Here is an 18,323-nt window from a genome sequence, read left to right as displayed (position 1 = left end):
GTTCTGTCATGAGACTTAATATGGGTCTTATTTTTGCTTTGGTATGTAATTCATCGATTTTTGCTGCAAGTACTGAACCTCAAACAGGCGCTGCTGAAGAAGCGCTTCATATGAATTGGTCAGATACCAATATCTCACCCAGCCAAGATTTTTATTCTTATGCTAATGGCACCTGGCAAAAAAACAATCCTATCCCCCCTGATTATTCCAGTTGGGGAAGTTTTAATATTATCAGTGAGAAAGTCCAGAATATTATCCATCAAATGCTCATTAATGCAGCTAAAGATACCAAGGCTAAGCCAGGTAGCATTGAGCAAAAAGTTGGCGATTTCTATTACAGTGGTATGGATGAAAAAAGCATCAATCAACTAGGGATTAAGCCTTTACAGCCTGAATTTGATCGCATTACGAATTTGAAAAGCCTAACTGATCTACAAAATGAAATAGCTCATTTACACCAAATAGGTGTTGATGTTTTTTTTGATTTTGGAAGTATGCAAGATTTTAAAAATAGTAGTGAAATGATAGCGGCTTTAGTGCAAGGAGGTTTAGGTTTACCCGATCGTGATTATTATTTAAAAGATAACACTAAATTTAAACAAATTCGTGATGCATATGTGAATCATATGGCTAAGATGTTTGAATTATTAGGGGATGCCCCAGATAAAGCAACAGTTGAAGCTAAGACAGTAATGAGACTAGAAACGCAAATGGCCAAAGTTTCTATGTCTCAAGTGGAACAACGTGACCCTCATGCCATTTATCATATTATGGATCTGGATCAATTAGCACAATTGACCCCAAGCTTTTCTTGGCCTGCATATTTTACAGCTATGGGGCTAGATAATCTGAAGAGTGTTAATATGGCAATGCCTGTGTTCTTCAAAGATATGAATAAACAATTAACTACAATTTCTTTGGAAGACTGGAAGACGTATTTACGTTGGCACTTGATTGATTCTTTTGCTTCTTATTTATCAAAACCTTTTGTGGATCAAAACTTTAAAATGGTTTCTGTGCTTACTGGAGCAGAAAAAATATTACCGAGATGGAAGCGAGTTGTAGCTACAGAAAATGCTGCTTTAGGATTCGCTATTGGTAAGATGTACGTGGATAAATATTTTTCTCCAGAAGATAAAAAGCAAGCTTTGGACATACTTAAGAATATTCGTACCGTATTGAAAGAAGACATTAATACTTTATCATGGATGACCCCAGCCACACGCGAAGCTGCTTTGAAAAAATTGGATTTAATGGAAGAGCGAGTAGGATATCCTTCTAAATGGTGGGATTATTCTAAGCTAGAAGTGAATCGGGGACCTTATGTATTAAATGTTATTAGAGCGAATGAGTTTTTAACAAATCGTGACCTTAATAAAATAGGAAAGCCTATAGACAGAACCGAGTGGGCAATGACTCCTCAAACTATTAATGCCTATTATGATCCTTCAATGAATAATCTGAATATTCCAGCCGGAATTCTGCAACCTCCATTTTTTTCCCCTAATGCCCCAGCAGCAGTGAATTATGGAGCGATTGGTTTTGTTATGGGACATGAAATGACTCATGGATTTGATGATCAAGGGGCACAATTTGATGGTTATGGCAATTTAAAAAATTGGTGGACACCTAGTGACTTGGCAAAGTTCCAGGCTGCGACCCAATGCATTGTAAATCAATATTCGAATTATGCTGTCGATGATTTACATGTACAAGGAAAATTGGTTGTTGGAGAAGCTACTGCTGATTTAGGCGGTATCATTTTGGCTTATAGAGCATTCCAACATTCAAAGGAATATAAAAATGCCCCCACACTGGCTGGTATGACCCCTGATCAACAGTTTTTTTTAGCAACAGCGCATGTTTGGGCAATGAATATCAGACCGCAGCAATTAAGAAATCAAATTACTACCGATCCACATCCTCCTGCTCAATACAGAGTGAATGGAAGTTTAGCTAATATTCCTCAATTCCAAGAAGCGTTTCATATCTCTAATAATAGTCCTATGGCTAATAAAAACCGTTGTGTGATTTGGTAAGTAATAAAGTGAATGTTCTAATGTTTCATTTCAGTAAATGAATTACAATCTGGTTGAATATTAACTTTTTAGGAGAGAATAATGACTAAAGAAGAAATGATTTGCCGTATTGTGCGATATGTTACTCAAAAGCCAAGTTCGAAGAAAACATGTTGTGGCTAATAACATAGAATTACCGGATATATTACTTTATCAAAATAAGACGGTTGTAACGTATTTTTGTTATCACCGTCCTGAGCTTACTGTGCAAGAGGTAAATGAGTTATTTACTGATTTATTGTCTTGGATGTGGTTAAACAATCAAAGAGCAAAACTGGGTAAAAAAACCTATCTTTTTGGTCCTTTACTACTTCTTGATGAACTATGGCATGCATTTATTTTACATACTCGCGATTATGTAGCTTTTTCTATACATTATTTTGGGGCCTACTTTCATCATGATATAGAGCCCATCGGTTTTGAGCATGTCATGGAAGAAGACGAATTAGCTGATTATTTACAAGACTGTTTCACTTATCTTGGTGTCGAGTGGGTATCACGACGATTTGAAATGGCTCTCGTAGAAACAAGTTAACGCGATTACCTAACCGCTATGCAATTCTTTGCACATTGCTACATAGTCTGAGTATTCGTGAAATAAATAGGGATTTGCCTCAACCTTCATGGCGAGGAAGCTTAATGAAAAGCAAGGTATGGTTTGATGTTGTTTATTCAATAAGGCATATAATTGCTTTTCTCTGCGCCATACTTAGTTTTTTTATTATTAAGCAAGTAGCACTGCTGTTATATGTAAAAAACTATCAGCCATTAGATACATTAACCTTCTATAAAATGTTATGGCATTCAAACAGTATATTTTTACAAATGATTTTTATCTTCAATGTTTTTATTAAACCACTTTTTGTATATTTTTTAGTTATTTTTTTATTTTATTGCCTTAAAAAAACTAATGAGTACAGCTAAATAAAGCCAGCTTTGTTGAGATATAAGTATTATGGCTTCCTGCTTTTTTATCTATAACCACAAAATAAAATCAATCCATGATGCTGGTGTTTCAATCCTGTTATTATAATAGCGCTCTTTATAGTGTGAGCAAAATATTGGGCAACTGTTTTAAAGTGAGTAGTCTAGCTCGTTTGACTACTCTCATGATCTGCTAAGCGCAATAAAGCTTTTTGTAATGGCTCATAAGTACACTGCTGGCTTTCATGAACAATTGTAGCTTTAGCCTTCTCTGATAATGCATTTTTTTGATGTTGAATTGGTTTTTCATGTTGAAAAGTTGGTGTGGTGACGGTTATTTTAATTGAAGACAGTTGATATATACCCGCTTCTTTACGCAACCGATCACGTAATTCTGGTAGGATATAACGCAACTGTGTTGCCCATACAGCATTGGTAGTAGTGAGCACTAAGCAACCTTTATTAAAGCTTCCAACATAACATTCTGTAACTAAATTTTCTGGGAGTAATTGTTTTACTCTATGAGACAGTTCTTCTAGTTGAAAAGAGCGTTGGCAAATTTCGGCAAGTTGTTTGTTGAGGCAGTGACTTATAGAACGCATTTTCATTTGGAAATTTTTAATAAGATAAGTATAGAATAGCAAATTCATGTTAAATGGAATATCATAATTTTTAGCAAAACACTCAGGACCATAGGTGGAAACTAATGTTTGAAAAGCAGAATAATAACAATCCTAATGATATTATCTTTTTTACCCGTATGCATTGGATTATATTTTTTTGGCCTGTACTCAGCTTATGTGTTGCTTTAGCAATTGTTCATAATACTGATCTCGTTATGTTAGAAAAAGCAGGATATGGAGCAGCTGCTTTGGCTTTATTATGGACTGGAATGACATGGATGACTTATTATTTTTCATCTCTTACGATTAAAAAAATCATGTCATTATTCGTACAGGAGTTATAGTCAGGCAAACGATTGATATACCATTAAGCAAGATAGAAGCGATTGATATACGTCAATCAATCTTAGGGAGTCTTTTAAGTTACGGTCTGGTTTGTATTACAGGTACAGGCGGTACTCGTCGCATTATTAACTTTTTACATCACCCACTTACTTGCAGGCGTTATATTGAACAGCTTATGGGCGAGCTGCATCGAGATTAATGCAATCTAATATAAAAGCGGTTCGATATAAAATTTGATTATTTTTATAGAGCCTGTTGACGGTTGCTCCCCCCGATGACGATGAGCTGTCAACAGACCCTATAGAACTTATACTTCCTTAAATCCTTGCAAGTAACTCTGATTTTGTTTTGGAGTCAACAAAAGCAGCCTCTATCGCCATTCGTGTAATTGAATTCATTGTTTGATCATCATAATTATAAGAATTTTGTACGCGGTTATATTCGTGGCCTAGCGTTGTACTCATGAACGGGGGGTCATCTGAGCTGATGCTGATCTTAATTCCTGCCTCATAAAACTTAGGAAAAGGATGTTCGCTCATATTTTTAAAAAGACCTAGAAAGATATTGCTGCTTGGGCAGATTTCTAAAGTAATTCCTTTATCCCTGACTCTTGCCATAGTATTTGGTGAGTAGATTGAATTAACTCCATGCCCTATGCGTTGAATGGGAAGATAATCCATTGCTTCATCCATCCCAGCTGCGGAAGCAAATTCCCCAGCATGTACTGTACACTGTAATCCAGCGTCAGCTGCAATTTGATAGGCTTTAGTGAATAATTTGGGTGGAAATTTCGCTTCATCTCCTCCTAAACCAAAACCAGTTACACAGGGAAATTTATCTTTATGTGTTTGTTGCGCAACCCGCTCTACGGCTTCTACACCAAAATGACGAACCGCTGTAACGATAATACGTCCTACAATATTGAATTGTTCTTTAGCATCGTCAATTGCTTGTTGAATTGCTGTTAAGTGCTCCGCAGAAGGTATTTTACTGGAAAGTTCGGCATGGTCAGGAGAGTACATCATTTCTACATAGATAGCATCCTCTTGAGCACGAGATCTTAAGTAATCGAAAGTAATGTCATAATAATCTTGAGGATGTTTTATTACCGCAGCTAAGGTATCGTAAACTTTTAAAAAGTCGAGAAAGTCCTTGGATAAATAGCTTTTCCCATCAGGAGCGACAAGTCCTTCAGGCAAAATTAATTGATTTCGTTTCGCTAGTTTTGTCGCTAATTCAGGAGTAATAGTGCCTTCTAAATGAACATGTAACTCTGCTTTTTTTAAACTCATGTTGCTGCCTCTTATCTTTTTAAATGGAATAATCCTAAAAAAACAATTAAGTTTGGATTAAGCAAGCGGAACAAGTTGAGAGGTAATTTTTTTTGAATATTTTCGTGAACACAATAATCATCGCTGTAGTGTATAAAAAATTCAAAGCAAACATAGGGTTGATGTCTTTAGCTTGCGAACAAAACTTAAATTGCTTTTTATAGGGTAATGGTAACTTAGATAAAAAAGCTATAAAATACCTTAATAAAATTAAAGTTACTCTGGATTTGTTATGAACTCAAATGATATAGATAAAGCTTATGTTAGTCCTTATGATAAATTTTTATTTGAATTTGATGCCACGCATTCTAAATCAGCATCACAACTTAAAGAAATTAACAAACATAAGCGTATTTTTTTGATGCGTGATAATAAAGATTACAAAGATGAAAAAGGCGAAATTTGGGAAGAATTTTAATCGTCCATGATTTTCTATGCGACGATAGTAATTGAGATTAAACTCTATACTTTAGTCTGAATCTTCTACTGCATAACTTGAAAAAGCGCTCTAAATACCCACACAGCTGCCTATGCTGAGCTTTGAGAGCCTTTTTTCAACTCTAACGCAAATTTCCTGCTTTCTATCAAGATTTTTAACTGTGACTAAGTGACAGCTATTTTTCTAGGCGACAGGATCTCTATAATATGAAAACCTAATCCCTTAGGTTGCCCCTAATATTCTTCTAGCTTGGTTATTTATCCAAGGAATGCGTGTAATAACTTGTAAGATAAAATTGTTAAAATAGAGGCTGCCGGTAAGGTCAATATCCAAGACATAAAAATATTACGAATAACAATTAAATTCAAAGCACCAATACCGCGTGCTAATCCCACTCCAAGAACTGCTCCAACTAAAGTTTGTGTTGCTGAAACCGGAATGCCCGTACTTGTAGCCACTACAACTGTTGTTGCTGCAGAAAGAGTTGCAGCAAATGCTCGGCTAGGGGTGAGTGCGGTTATGCCACTTCCCACAGTTTCAATTACTTTTCTGCCATACATAAGAAGGCCCGTGACCACTCCGACACAACCTAATAATATAATCCAAGCAGGGTAATTATTAGCATTAAAAACTTCGGGTGAACTCATGACTAGGCTGTGGATAATTGAGAGCGGGCCCACGGCAAGTGCAACATCATTTGAGCCATGAGCAAAAGCCATAGCACAGGCTGTCATTGCCATAAGCACCGCAAAATATTTTTCAACTTGTATAAAGCGTTCTCGACGTCTTATTCGATGAGGCTCGGGAATTCGCTTGATAATGATTATCCCAATAGCAGTAATGATGATACTGGTTGCTAAGGTAACTGCTAAATTTTGTTTAAAATTAAGGTGAATATGAAAGTGATTCAATCCTTTAAATACAGTAATAAATGACAAAATAGAACCAATAAGAAAAAGATAAATGGGGATATATAATTTAGCTTTAGTGAGTGGGTTGCTTTTGACAAAGATGGTTTGCTGAATACTTGTAAATAACATGAAGGCAGTAACCCCTGAAATCATTGGGGAAGTAACCCAACTGATGGCTATCCTGCTGACTTGGTTCCAATGAATTGCTTGAGGCCCTAATACTACAGCTCCAAAACCTACCATTGAGCCTACTAAGGCATTAGTAATGGAAACAGGAAATCCCAGATAACTTGCCAGATTCATCCAGATGGTACAGGCTAATAAAACACCAAGCATGCCCTCGATAAGAATTAATGGTTCTCCGGATAATTGGCTGGAGTTTATAATTCCATCGCGCATTGTTTCTGTGACACCTGTCCCTCCCAAAAAAGCACCGGCAAATTCAAAAATGATGGCGATCAACATGGCTTGTCTGACCGTAACTGCTTTAGATCCCATAGTAGTACTCATGACATTCGCTAAGTCATTAGCACCAACGCCCCAAGTCATTAGAAAACATAAAATAACTGCTGCAAGAAGATATACGATTGAATAATCCATAGAGTTTGACTACCGGGCAATTAAAATCTGGAGACGACTGCCTACATGTTGGGCATCATCAGCTAAATCATCAATCCACTGGACCAATTTATATAGAAAAATTGTATCAATGGCTGATAAATCTTTTTCGATTTCAAAAATACGATGCCTTAGTTCTGCAAGTCGTGCATCGCTATCATGTTCAATTTCATAGAGTTTCAAAATCATTTCTTCGACGATTTTAACCTCAGAACCTCTGAAACCTGTTTCTAATAATTCGTCTAGCTCATTAATTGCTTTACACGCTTGTTTTGATGCATCGAGACAGCGGTTTAAAAAAGGCATGAAATCAGGGACCAAAGATTCGGGGATGGTCATTTTCCTGCTGGTGATTAAAATCGCGATGTCCTCCGTTTTATTGGCGATGAGATCTTGGGCACTGAGAAGCTCAAGCAGATCCGTTCGTGAAACGGGAAGGAAAAGCCCAGTAGGCAAATGAAGACGTAAATCACGCTTAATTAAATCAGCTTCTTTTTCGAAATCAAGAATTTTTTCTTTAATTTTATCCGCTGTTGCCCAATCTTTTTTTAAAACGGCCTCAAAAAAAGGGTAGAGTTGTTTTGCGCATTGGTGAACTTTACGCATGTGTTGTTCTATAGGCCTTATTGGTGAAGGACCAAACATATTAAATATGCTGCTCATGATATTGAGTCTCTTAAGCAAATTTTTGTGAAGTATACCCAAACTTTTACAGGAACAAAACTGTTGAACTTAAGTTCAAAGATTTTTTTGCAAAACAAGCACTATCTGACGTAAAGTTCAGTTTTTAAAAATTATGAATTAAAAGCAATCAAATCTGTTTATAGTATATACTTAAAATAAGAGACAAATAAGTAAAAATTACTTTTTCGGGAGGGTCCATGGCAATTATAAGCTCCTTGGCTAATCACTTGTTGATTGCTATGCCGTCTCTCAATGATCCGAACTTTGAAAGAACTGTGATTTATATTTGCGAGCATCATGAACAGGGTTCGGTTGGTCTCATTATTAATCGCCCCATGCAATTTCCTTTGTCTATAGTTTTTGAGCAGTTACATATTGAGCCGATACATTCAGAACAAAGTCGTTTACCGTTAATGTTTGGGGGTCCAGTTCAGCCAGAAAGAGGCTTTGTCATTCATAAACAGTTAGGTACTTGGCGATCCAGTTTGTTTTTGCAAGAAGAAGTGACGGTAACGACATCAAATGATATTATTCGTGCCATTGCTGAAGACAAGGGTCCAAAAGAAGTTTTAATCACTTTAGGTTATGCAGGATGGGTAGAACATCAATTAGAAAAAGAAATCTTAGAGAATACTTGGTTGGTTTGTCCTTATCGTTCAGAGATTCTGTATGAGATACCCTTTGAAGATCGTTGGGAATATGCAGGGTCAACTTTAGGAATCAAAATGAATCAACTTAGTTCGAATATTGGTCATGCCTAGTTCTGTTTATTTAGGTTTTGATTTTGGTTATAAACGAATTGGTGTTGCTGTAGGTCAGCAACTCACATGCAGTGCTTCACCTTTAGCAACGCTTAATGCTCGTGCAGGCGTGCCGGATTGGAATGCCGTTGCTAAAGTTATTGCGCAGTGGTCCCCTCAAGCATTAGTAGTTGGCATACCAACATGCATTGATGGCAGTGAACTATATACAACTGTTCCAGCTCGTCGATTTGCTCAAGAATTACACAGGCGTTTTGTCCTCCCTGTCCATTTGGTTGATGAACGACTTTCAACAGTTGCTGCTCGAGAGCAATTGTTCGCACAAGGTGGGTATCGTAAAATCAAGCAATCTGAGGTGGATAGTGTAGCGGCTTGTGTTATACTTGAGCAATGGTTACAACATCCAGAATAACTTTCCAGGATGTGTCTTTAATAAGATGAGACGTAGGGTAAATTAAAGTGATTTGTATTCGTTTCATCTTGTGAGATACATTCTAAAGAATAGCTTAGGGTTTTATGAATCATTTTCTAGAAATTAGTCAATTATCACGACAACAAATTGAATCCATTTTGCAACGCTCGATTTATTTTAAGCGTCATAAAAATTATCCTTTCTATGGTTCCAGCACGGTGGCCCATTTATTTTATGAAAACAGTACTCGGACTCGAGTGAGTTTTGAGTTGGCTGCTAATCGTTTATCAATACCTGTTGTTAACTTGGATCTTCAAAGTTCTTCTGAAACGAAAGGGGAAGTCATTGAGGATACCGTGCGTACACTTGCGGCAATGGGAATTCAATTTTTTGTGATTCGGCATGAGCAAGAAGGATTACAACAAAATTTAGCCGATAAAATCGGTAATTCGATTCATATCATTAATGCGGGTGATGGTACGCATGCACATCCAAGCCAAGCTTTGCTTGATATGATGACGATTATGGAACAAAAACCGCGCTTGGATCAATTAAAAATAGCGATTTTAGGAAATATTAAACATTCACGAGTAGCAAATTCATTTCAATGTATTTGTGCACAATTGGGAGTAGGTGAGCTTGTTTTCGTTGCTCCAGAGCTTTGGCAACCCAAGACATTGCATTATGGTCGAGTGACAAGTAACCTGCACGATGGTTTAACTGATGCAGATGTAGTAATTTGTTTACGTGTACAACGTGAACGTTTATTAGAATCGGATCATTTGGATTTAGATTCTTTTAGGCGTGATTTTACCTTAACAAAAGACCGATTGGATTATGCGAAACCTGATGTGATGGTAATGCACCCTGGCCCAATAAATCGTGGCATAGAAATAGAGAGTGAAGTCGCTGATGGTGCAAGCTCCTTTATTTTACAACAGGTTACTAATGGGGTGTTTGTACGTATGGCGATTTTTGATGCTTTGATTGCGTAGTTTAATCATTTGCATTTACTGGATGTGGTTTGAATCAGGAAGATAGAAATGACGAGCCATCGTTATCAACAAGGATGTTTTAGCATAGCCTTACTCAGTATTTACTGCATATTGCTTTATTTTATTTTAACCCATCATCAAAAATTAGATTTTTCTTCTTTCTATTCAACGGTTCACGCGTTATTACAAGGAGAAAATCCTTATAAAGATTTAACTGCTACTTATCTACCGACAAACAATCAATTATCTGCTAATTTAAATCCACCAATAGTTTTATGGCTTTTTAATCCGTTAGCTTACCTTAGTTATTCTACTGCTTTATTAGTTTGGTCGGCTATTTCTTTAATTTTAGGATTTCTCGGTGCAGTCATTGTTTTTCATTATGCATTTTCTACGGTGTTTTTGCGAAACAATTATTTGAATGTATCTCTACTTTATTTTGCATTTTTTGCCACGCTCATGAATGTTACTACCTTGCAATTAGGAACTTTATTATTTTTTTTCATCATGGTGGGGTATTATTTTTATTTACATCATCGTGATTGTTTAGCGGGAATTTTCTGGGGAATGATTATTGCGATGAAGCTTTTTCCTGCATTGTTATTTTTTTATGTCTTAAAACAAAAACGATTTAAGGTATTGGGTGTGATGATGATTACCTTGATTATCGCATGGCTAATTCCTTTGTTGGTGTATGGTGTAACAATTTATAAGCAATATTATTTTATGATGTCTGGGGTTTTTTGGTATGGTGATGGTTGGAATGCTTCGATTTATGGTTTTATTTGCCGGTTATTGCACTATTCTGGGAGTGAATACCATCTACTATTCATCAAGATGCTTTATGTGTTTTGTTTTTTCATTTTAATTGTTTGGTACTTAAAAGCACTAGGTGCTAACGAGTCTGATCCAGTAAATCATCAACCGTTTTGCCTTACTTTGGCAATGATGTTGTTTTTGAGTCCGTTGGGTTGGGTTTATTATTTCCCTCTACTAATTTTACCTCTCATTTTAACTTGGTTTGTTGCTTTGAATAGCAAAGATATTAAAATGATACTTTTTTGGTTCTTATGCTTTTTTCTAGTTAATTTTCCTATGGATTATGTAAAAACTCAAGATATGTCTAATCTTTGGGGGCGGATGAGTTTTTTTTCGAGCTATTTTTATGGATTATTATTTTTAATTTATTTTTTAGGAAAAAGAAAAATAATCTATGGCAATAATGAAATCCAAGAGCATGGAATGCAGAATCATTTTATGCCTGTACTTGTTATTATCTTGGCGTTTGGCTTGTTTATCCCTACGATTTGTTTTGTAATGCGTTTATTAAAGCTGGATTTATATTTAGTGACAGGATAAACGCATTACAATACCTGCTCAATAGAAAATCACGACTAGGCTGTTTGCTTATTTTGCTCATTTAACATGTAAATTATGCTTAAACGAGATGGCTTGTTGTAAATGATGGAGACATACCGAAGCGCTGTCTTCTATATCTGCAATCGTTCGAGCTACTTTAAGTAAACGATGATATCCTCTTGCAGACAGTTTAAGTCGCATCATCGCTTGACTTAAAAAATGTTGTTCCTCTGTTCCCGAACGACAGACCTCTTCACATTCTCTTGCATTTAAAAAGGCATTAAGGCAATTTTGCCGTTGCAATTGCGTTGCTCTTATTTTGATTACGTTTTCTCTAATTAAGTCACTTTGTTTATAAGAATTATTATTGGGAGCAACTAATTCTTCTCGAGATAGTGCTTGTACAGAAATATGCATGTCAATTCTATCCATCAAAGGTGCTGAGATCTTGGCATGATAGCGTTTAATACGATCCGGAGTACATAAGCAGTTTGCATGAGGATTACCCCATTGGCCACATGGACAGGGATTCATTGCTGCAATGAGCTGGAATTTAGCTGGAAACTCCATTTGGACTGCAGCCCGGGAAATACATATTGAGCCTGACTCTAGAGGTTGTCTCAATGTTTCTAAAACTTGTCGATGGAATTCAGGTAATTCATCGAGAAATAATACGCCTTGATGTGCTAAAGAAATTTCTCCTGGTTTAGGTGGATTTCCACCACCAACTAAGGAGACTGTTGATGCCGTATGATGAGGAGCCCGGAAAGGAGGAGAGCGCCATTCACGAAAATCAGGCAATTTACCACGTAGAGAATTAATCGCGACACATTCGAGTGCTTCTGTTTCAGATAATTGGGGTAATAAAGTAATAAATCGTTTTGCTAACATGCTCTTGCCACTTCCAGGAGCACCACTGAGTAAAATATTGTGTCCTCCACACGCAGCGATTTCCATCGCCTTTTTTGCATGCAACTGGCCTTTAATGTCAGACCAATCCAATCCATACTCTGTAGTGTAAGACTCTGGCTTTGGAGGGAGGGAGGACAACGGGGTTTTTTGACAAAGATAGCTGCATATTTCGCGCAAATTATTTGCGCTATAGATATTTTGATACCCAGTTAAAGAGGCCTCATGGGCATTGGCGCTGGCAATAATGAGTAAACTTTTCTCTTTATGAGCAGCAAGAATCGCAGGAATAATAGATGAAATACCTCTAAGTTCTCCATTTAAGGCGAGCTCAGCAATGAATTCATGATTAATTAATTGGTCTTGGGGAATTTGCTGGGAAGCTGCAAGAATACCAAGAGCTATCGGTAAATCGAAACCGCTTCCTGTTTTAGGTAAATCAGCAGGCCCAAGATTCACTGTAATTTTACGACAAGGGAACTCGAATTGGCTATTAACGATAGCAGAGCGTACTCTATCCTTACTTTCTTTGACAGCAGTTTCTGCGAGTCCCACTATGGTAAATCCAGGCAAACCATTTGATAAGTGGACTTCTACGGACACGGGATGCGCTAACATACCTATAGTGCTACGTGTTTTAGTAAATGCAAGATTCATCTAATTTCCTATCGATGTTGGACGAGTCAAACGACAAAACTTCCTATTGCCGTTGTAATTTAATGTCAGTTCGATATAAAAAATAAAATGATGCTTATATCGAACTCTTTTACCATATCAGTGCGGAGCATTTTATGGAATAACGTTCGAATTCCTATTAGTTTAAATGGGGGCTTATTTTTTTTCTTTATTGAGTTGGGTCATTAACACATCCACTTGTTTTTGAAGTTGATCTAGTTTATCTCGTGTTCGTGCTAAGACTTTGGTTTGTACATCAAATTCTTCGCGGGTGATAAGATCCATATGAGCAAATGCAGATTGCAAAACTTCTTTAAATTTTTGTTGAATGTCTTTTTCAATATTTTGTAGACTTGAAGGAAGTGCGGCAAAGAGTTTTTTTGCTAAGTCATCAAATTGTTTGGGGTCGAACATGATTACTCCATGGTTTTTGCAATCAGTCTAACAAAAGTATAATACCTTGTCTCTCCTAAAATAGGGTTTTTTTGATGAGACATGATATATCACGGCGGAATATATTATGAAAATGATTATGGCAATAATTAAACCTTTTAAACTCGATGATGTTCATGAAGCGCTAATGGAAATAGGGGTTCCAGGAATCACTATTTCTGAAACTCGAGGTTTTGGAAGACAAAAAGGACATACAGAATTATATCGTGGAGCAGAATATGTTGTTGATTTTTTGCCCAAAATTAAAATTGAATTAGCTTTACCTGATGATATGGTAGAAGCTGCAATTGAAGCTATTTGCAAATCGGCTTATACCGGTAAGATTGGTGATGGAAAAATTTTTGTATATGAATTGCAACAAGTGGTACGGGTACGTACTGGAGAAATAAATGCAGATGCTTTAACCTAAAAATGAGGAAAATCAAAGATTAAATTTACCCTCCATGCCAATAAATAGCACGCTGGGTAATTACTGCATTGAGTGGAATATCCCAAGGTTCAGGATCAATATGATCAACCCGTTGAAATTGGTACGCGACACCAAATAGTGGGCAATGCTCATTGTTTTTAAAAGTACGATCATAGTAACCCGCACCCATCCCGATGCGGACGCAACGTACATCAAAAGCGACTATAGGAATTAAAGCCAAATTTAATTCTTCTAAAGGGAGGGCTAAAGTGTGGCTGACATCGGGCTCATTAATTCCGTAGCGATTCTTTTTGAAAGGAGTATCGGGTGAGGCGGGTAAAAAAGAAAGAGTTAAATTATCTTCATTAATGACAGGAAAATAGCAGAGCTTACCTTGTGAACAAGCGCTTTTCCAAAGCTCATCTAAGTCAATTTCGCCGTGCGCTGCAAAATAAAATGCAACTCTTTGGGCATCTCGATACTGTTCTAACGAGCGAATTCGAGTACAGATTTGATTTGAAGCGGTTAGACGATACGATGCTGTGAGCTTAGAACGTATTTGTTTCATCGTGTCTCTTAAAGCTTTTTTGACTGAGTTTGTCATACAGGTAGCGTATTGTTCTTCTTAAGAAAAGTTAGATCATCCGATTTATTTTGAATTATCGTTTTTTTGTGGCCAAACTTCAAGGTCTTGAAATATTCTTAGAAATTTGTCACTCTCAAACATCAAATGATTGCTAAATTTTTTTAAAAAGGCTAGGCAAAAATATAAAAATAAGGTATATAGCCGTCCTAGTTTTTATAATCCAGCATTCGGATATAATGTAGCTTGCAGTTGAGTTCATTGAGAGATGGGTATGAGTGATTTGTTTGAAGAAGATGAAGATAGTGTGGTAGAGGTTGATGAGGATTTCGATTTAGATAATGATTTAGATATAGATGCAGAGGTTATTGAAACGGTTCCTCATGGTTTGGATGCACGTAGACGTTTGGAAAATATGTTAGATGAAAAACGTTTGCGTGATGAATTGGATGATTTTGGAGACTATTAATTCAATTGAAGCATAAATAGTCAATGTAACGGGTAATTTCTTTTAAGTGCGTTAATGATACGAACACGGGTACTCTCCGACGGAGGGGAAAACAACCTTGCCTTTCCAACAGATGATCGCATCTTTTTGGGAGAGGGCTTATTTGAAACTCTTAAAGTAGAGAGTGGCAAGCCGTGCTTTGCATATTTACATTGGCAACGATTAAGTGAGTCTGCTCAAAAACTGGGCATTCCGTTTGATCTCACTTTTGAACATTGGTTGGAGCATCTGCTTCATAAAATTAAAAGCGATAATTTATACCATGGGGGTATAAAAGCAATTTTAAGTGGTGGCTCCGCGCCTCGAGGGTTAGCAGTACGTGGACAGATTAGTCAATTGGTGCTGCAAACCTTTAATTATACAGTAGAAACTCATCCCCTAAAACTAGTTAGTGTTCCTTGGTTACGGGATGCTGCTAATCCTGTGTTTCAAGTGAAATCAGTCAATTATCTAGAAGCGATACTTGCTCGTCGTTATGCAATTGATTTGGGTGCCGATGATGCTTTGTTTTTTAATTTACAACACCATGTTACTGAGACTACTTGCGCTAATTTATTCATGATTCAAAAACATTGTTTACTGACGCCTCCCTTAACCGATGGAGTTCTTCCTGGTATTACTCGTGCACGAATTTTCAAATTATCCGAACAACTCAATATTAATTGTATTGAGGTCTCTTTGACAAAATCAATGTTAAAAGATGCTGATGTGGTTTTTCTGGTTAACTCTTTACAAGGGATTCGTCCAGCTTATTCTTTAGATGATATGATTTTCGCAATTGATCATCCTTTGCTTGATCAATTCACTTCTTCTTTGAGTGTTGGAAGTACAATTTAGGATTTAAAAATTTGATGACATAATCGCATCAAAAAAAGCGAAACCAGGTAATTAGAATTCTACAATTTTTATTAAATACGCCGCAATTTTGGTTGGGGATAACCAAAAGCGAATTTTACATGAGCACTAAGACATGGAATATGTTACGTGGAAGGAAAGACAAAAACAACGAATTCGTCATTGGATAAAAGCAATTTTGGCGTACTGGTTTAAAGTGGAGTTGCGAGGGAATTATCAACCTGAATCTAACTCCGTTATAATTGCCAATAGAACTTCAACAATTGACTTGCTTTTACTTGCCGCTTTTTTACCTGAACGTGTAACGGTTGCTTTATCACCACATACTTCCAGTAAGTTTTGGTGGAAAATGATGCTTCTTTTTGCAGATGTGATTGCAATTGATGCAACAAATGCTTTTGCGGCTCGAGCTTTAATAAAAGCAATACGAGAGGGGAAGCGTTGTGTGATTTTTCCACAGGGAGTTAAATCAGATGAAGAGAGTTTGAAGGTTTTTGATAGTCCAGGCCTCGTATTGCAAAAAGCAGGCGCATCCGTTATTCCGATTCGCATTGATGGCGCTCAATACAGTATTTTTTCTATAAGCAAAGACAAACATCTCATACGTTTGTGTCCTAAAATTATTTTGCATGTGTTGCCTCCTTTGTCCTATGTGGAAGAGAAACATAATTTTGTTGATAGAAATACAATAAGTCTTCGTTTATTTCATTTGATTAGTGAGCTTACATTTGCAAATAGTTTCCAACCTATGCCTTTATTCAAAGCTCTAATCCATGGAGCAGCATTAGGCACTAAGAATAGAGCAAAAATTGAGGATGCTAATCGTACACCTATAACGTTTAAGCAATTTCTTGCTCGTTGTTTTATTTTAGGCCGTCAGATTAAAAATCAAACGCAAGTAGGAGAGCATGTGGGAATAATGTTGCCTACAACAATAGCCGGCATGGTCACTTTTTTTGCATTACATGCATATCGACGTATTCCTGGCATGCTTAATTTTAGTTTAGGCTTTTATAATTTGATTTCTACGTGTAAGGCTGCGCAAATCAAAACGATTTATACAGCAAGACAATTCATTGCTACAGCAAAGTTAGAAGATTTAGTGGAAAATTTACAGAAAGAAGGGATCGTTATTTATTTTTTAGAGGATTTTAAATCTTCCATTAAATTAAGCCACAAACTTTCAGGGTTGCTTAAGGGGAAATTTCCTTCCTGGGCTTATAAATTAATTGGTGAAGTAGTTTCTCCAACAGATCCTGGCGTGATTTTATTTACCTCTGGTTCGGAGGGGGTTTCTAAGGGGTGGTTTTATCTCATGCTAGCTTATTGGCTAATTGCTGTCAGCTAACCTCAAGAGTTGATTTTTCTTATCGGGATAAATTTTTTGACGCGTTACCCATTTTTCATTGTTTTGGGCTAACTACAGGAGCTATTCTTCCATTAATACAAGGAATTAACTGTTTTTTTTATCCGTCCCCCTTACATTATAAAATAATCCCAGGATTAGTGTATCAAACTGGAGCTACTATTATGTTGAGTACGGATACTTTTTTAACAGGTTACTCTCGAGCAGCAGAAAGACATGATTTTAGTAGTGTGCGTTATATTTTTGCAGGAGCTGAGAAAGTTAAGCCAGAGACAATGCGTCATTGGATAGATACTTTTGGGGTGAAAATTTATGAAGGGTATGGTGCAACTGAGGCCGCCCCAGTGATTTCTATGAATTGTCCTTTAGCCTATAAGCCTGACAGTGTAGGGATGTTACTCCCATCCATGGAAAGTAAAATTCAGTCGGTGGATGGAATTGCTCAAGGAGGGCGACTCATTGTACGTGGCCCTAATATTATGATAGGTTACCTCTCCTCAGAGAAACCAGGCGCAATTGTTATCTCAGAAAGTGGCTGGCATGACACTGGTGATATTGTAACGATGGATGAAGAACGATTTATTACTATAGCTGGCAGAGCGAAACGTTTTGCTAAAATTGCTGGTGAAATGATTTCCCTTACTGCAGTAGAAAGTGTCGCCGCATCTATTTGGCCCGAATTGTTACATGCAGCGGTTAGTAAAAAGTGTGAAAGAAAAGGGGAGCAGATTGTATTATTTAGCGAAGCAGAGAAAGCAGATAAAACTACCTTTATCAAAAAAATTAAAGAATTAAGCTATTCTGAATTGTTAATTCCGCAACAGATTTTTCCAGGCAGCAAGATCCCTGTTTTGCCTTCAGGAAAAATAGATTACATAACAATTGAAAAAAAATTGGAAGAAGAAGTCATTTAAAAAACAATAAAGGCGCTAGAAATTTCAGCTTTCGAATCTTCAATTATCCCAAGAGAGGGGCCTCCTTGGCAATTGAAGGCCTAAAAAGCAACAAACCCTGCTGGAACAATTCCATCTTGTAACTGAACTTTAATAAGTCTCCCGTTTTATGGTGCTGTGTTTACAAGATTA

At 36.8% G+C, this 18,323-nt stretch carries 17 protein-coding genes and 2 pseudogenes; 12 read left to right on the top strand and 7 right to left on the bottom strand.

What is annotated here, in order from left to right:
• The first annotated feature begins 8 nt into the window (after positions 1-8).
• Entirely contained in the window at positions 9-2,039 is a 2,031-nt protein-coding gene (locus tag EL220_RS14140; protein ID WP_027269625.1) for a M13 family metallopeptidase, read from the top strand.
• 118 nt (positions 2,040-2,157) lie between these two features.
• Positions 2,158-2,613, top strand: coding sequence for a glycine-rich domain-containing protein (locus tag EL220_RS14135; protein ID WP_051544685.1), 456 nt, complete (start codon positions 2,158-2,160; stop codon positions 2,611-2,613).
• A gap of 553 nt (positions 2,614-3,166) precedes the next feature.
• Here EL220_RS14135 and EL220_RS14125 read toward each other — a convergent pair.
• Entirely contained in the window at positions 3,167-3,604 is a 438-nt protein-coding gene (locus EL220_RS14125) for a DciA family protein (RefSeq protein WP_027269628.1), read from the bottom strand.
• 104 nt (positions 3,605-3,708) lie between these two features.
• Between EL220_RS14125 and EL220_RS14120 the strand changes: the two are divergent.
• Positions 3,709-4,169, top strand: a pseudogene (locus tag EL220_RS14120) (PH domain-containing protein).
• Between the two features lie 118 nt (positions 4,170-4,287).
• Here EL220_RS14120 and EL220_RS14115 read toward each other — a convergent pair.
• A complete protein-coding gene (locus EL220_RS14115; protein ID WP_027269630.1) occupies positions 4,288-5,262 on the bottom strand; it encodes an adenosine deaminase in 975 nt (324 codons plus the stop codon).
• Between the two features lie 271 nt (positions 5,263-5,533).
• Between EL220_RS14115 and EL220_RS14110 the strand changes: the two genes are divergently transcribed.
• The gene (locus EL220_RS14110) at positions 5,534-5,719 is read left to right on the top strand and encodes a CBU_0585 family protein (protein ID WP_027269631.1); all 186 of its coding nucleotides are present in this window, start codon (positions 5,534-5,536) and stop codon (positions 5,717-5,719) included.
• A 278-nt stretch (positions 5,720-5,997) separates the two neighbouring features.
• Here EL220_RS14110 and EL220_RS14105 read toward each other — a convergent pair whose 3' ends face one another.
• Both EL220_RS14105 and EL220_RS14100 read right to left on the bottom strand, forming a co-directional pair.
• Entirely contained in the window at positions 5,998-7,251 is a 1,254-nt protein-coding gene (locus EL220_RS14105) for an inorganic phosphate transporter (RefSeq protein WP_027269632.1), read from the bottom strand.
• A 9-nt stretch (positions 7,252-7,260) separates the two neighbouring features.
• A complete protein-coding gene (locus EL220_RS14100; protein WP_035905553.1) occupies positions 7,261-7,932 on the bottom strand; it encodes a TIGR00153 family protein in 672 nt (223 codons plus the stop codon).
• Between the two features lie 218 nt (positions 7,933-8,150).
• Between EL220_RS14100 and EL220_RS14095 the strand changes: the two genes are divergently transcribed.
• From EL220_RS14095 to EL220_RS14080, 4 genes are all read left to right on the top strand, one after another.
• The gene (locus EL220_RS14095; protein ID WP_027269634.1) at positions 8,151-8,714 is read left to right on the top strand and encodes a YqgE/AlgH family protein; all 564 of its coding nucleotides are present in this window, start codon (positions 8,151-8,153) and stop codon (positions 8,712-8,714) included.
• Entirely contained in the window at positions 8,707-9,126 is a 420-nt protein-coding gene (ruvX, locus tag EL220_RS14090) for a Holliday junction resolvase RuvX (protein WP_027269635.1), read from the top strand. The genes EL220_RS14095 and ruvX overlap by 8 nt, the downstream gene beginning before the upstream one ends.
• 104 nt (positions 9,127-9,230) lie before the next feature.
• The gene (locus EL220_RS14085) at positions 9,231-10,121 is read left to right on the top strand and encodes an aspartate carbamoyltransferase catalytic subunit (protein ID WP_027269636.1); all 891 of its coding nucleotides are present in this window, start codon (positions 9,231-9,233) and stop codon (positions 10,119-10,121) included.
• 48 nt (positions 10,122-10,169) lie between these two features.
• The gene (locus tag EL220_RS14080; RefSeq protein WP_027269637.1) at positions 10,170-11,480 is read left to right on the top strand and encodes a glycosyltransferase family 87 protein; all 1,311 of its coding nucleotides are present in this window, start codon (positions 10,170-10,172) and stop codon (positions 11,478-11,480) included.
• A 57-nt stretch (positions 11,481-11,537) separates the two neighbouring features.
• Here EL220_RS14080 and EL220_RS14075 read toward each other — a convergent pair whose 3' ends face one another.
• On the bottom strand, positions 11,538-13,046 hold the full coding sequence (locus EL220_RS14075; protein ID WP_027269638.1) for a YifB family Mg chelatase-like AAA ATPase: 1,509 nt from the start codon (positions 13,044-13,046) through the stop codon (positions 11,538-11,540).
• Between the two features lie 174 nt (positions 13,047-13,220).
• Complete coding sequence (ubiK, locus tag EL220_RS14070) at positions 13,221-13,478, bottom strand: ubiquinone biosynthesis accessory factor UbiK (protein WP_027269639.1); 258 nt, start codon at positions 13,476-13,478, stop codon at positions 13,221-13,223.
• A 106-nt stretch (positions 13,479-13,584) separates the two neighbouring features.
• On the opposite strand from ubiK, the gene EL220_RS14065 reads away from it, so the two are divergent.
• Positions 13,585-13,926 carry a P-II family nitrogen regulator gene (locus EL220_RS14065; protein ID WP_003635241.1) on the top strand — a complete coding sequence of 114 codons (342 nt, stop codon included), beginning with the start codon at positions 13,585-13,587 and terminating at the stop codon, positions 13,924-13,926.
• A gap of 25 nt (positions 13,927-13,951) precedes the next feature.
• Here the strand turns inward: EL220_RS14065 and EL220_RS14060 are convergent, their stop codons facing one another.
• Positions 13,952-14,530 (bottom strand): 5-formyltetrahydrofolate cyclo-ligase, encoded by a 579-nt coding sequence (locus EL220_RS14060; RefSeq protein ID WP_027269640.1) that lies wholly within the window; start codon positions 14,528-14,530, stop codon positions 13,952-13,954.
• A 253-nt stretch (positions 14,531-14,783) separates the two neighbouring features.
• Between EL220_RS14060 and EL220_RS14055 the strand changes: the two genes are divergently transcribed.
• The 3 genes and pseudogenes from EL220_RS14055 to EL220_RS14045 all read left to right on the top strand — a co-directional run bounded on the left by EL220_RS14055 (position 14,784) and on the right by EL220_RS14045 (position 18,152).
• Positions 14,784-14,978 carry a PA3496 family putative envelope integrity protein gene (locus tag EL220_RS14055; protein WP_027269641.1) on the top strand — a complete coding sequence of 65 codons (195 nt, stop codon included), beginning with the start codon at positions 14,784-14,786 and terminating at the stop codon, positions 14,976-14,978.
• 54 nt (positions 14,979-15,032) lie between these two features.
• The gene (locus tag EL220_RS14050) at positions 15,033-15,854 is read left to right on the top strand and encodes an aminotransferase class IV (RefSeq protein ID WP_027269642.1); all 822 of its coding nucleotides are present in this window, start codon (positions 15,033-15,035) and stop codon (positions 15,852-15,854) included.
• Positions 15,855-15,987: 133 nt separating this feature from the next.
• Positions 15,988-18,152: pseudogene (locus EL220_RS14045) on the top strand (AMP-binding protein).
• The last annotated feature ends 171 nt before the right edge of the window (positions 18,153-18,323 follow it).

This window comes from Legionella sainthelensi, assembly GCF_900637685.1.
Lineage (GTDB): Bacteria > Pseudomonadota > Gammaproteobacteria > Legionellales > Legionellaceae > Legionella > Legionella sainthelensi.
The sequence above is the reverse complement of the archived record's forward strand: the minus strand, read 5'-3'. Positions and strand labels throughout refer to the sequence as shown.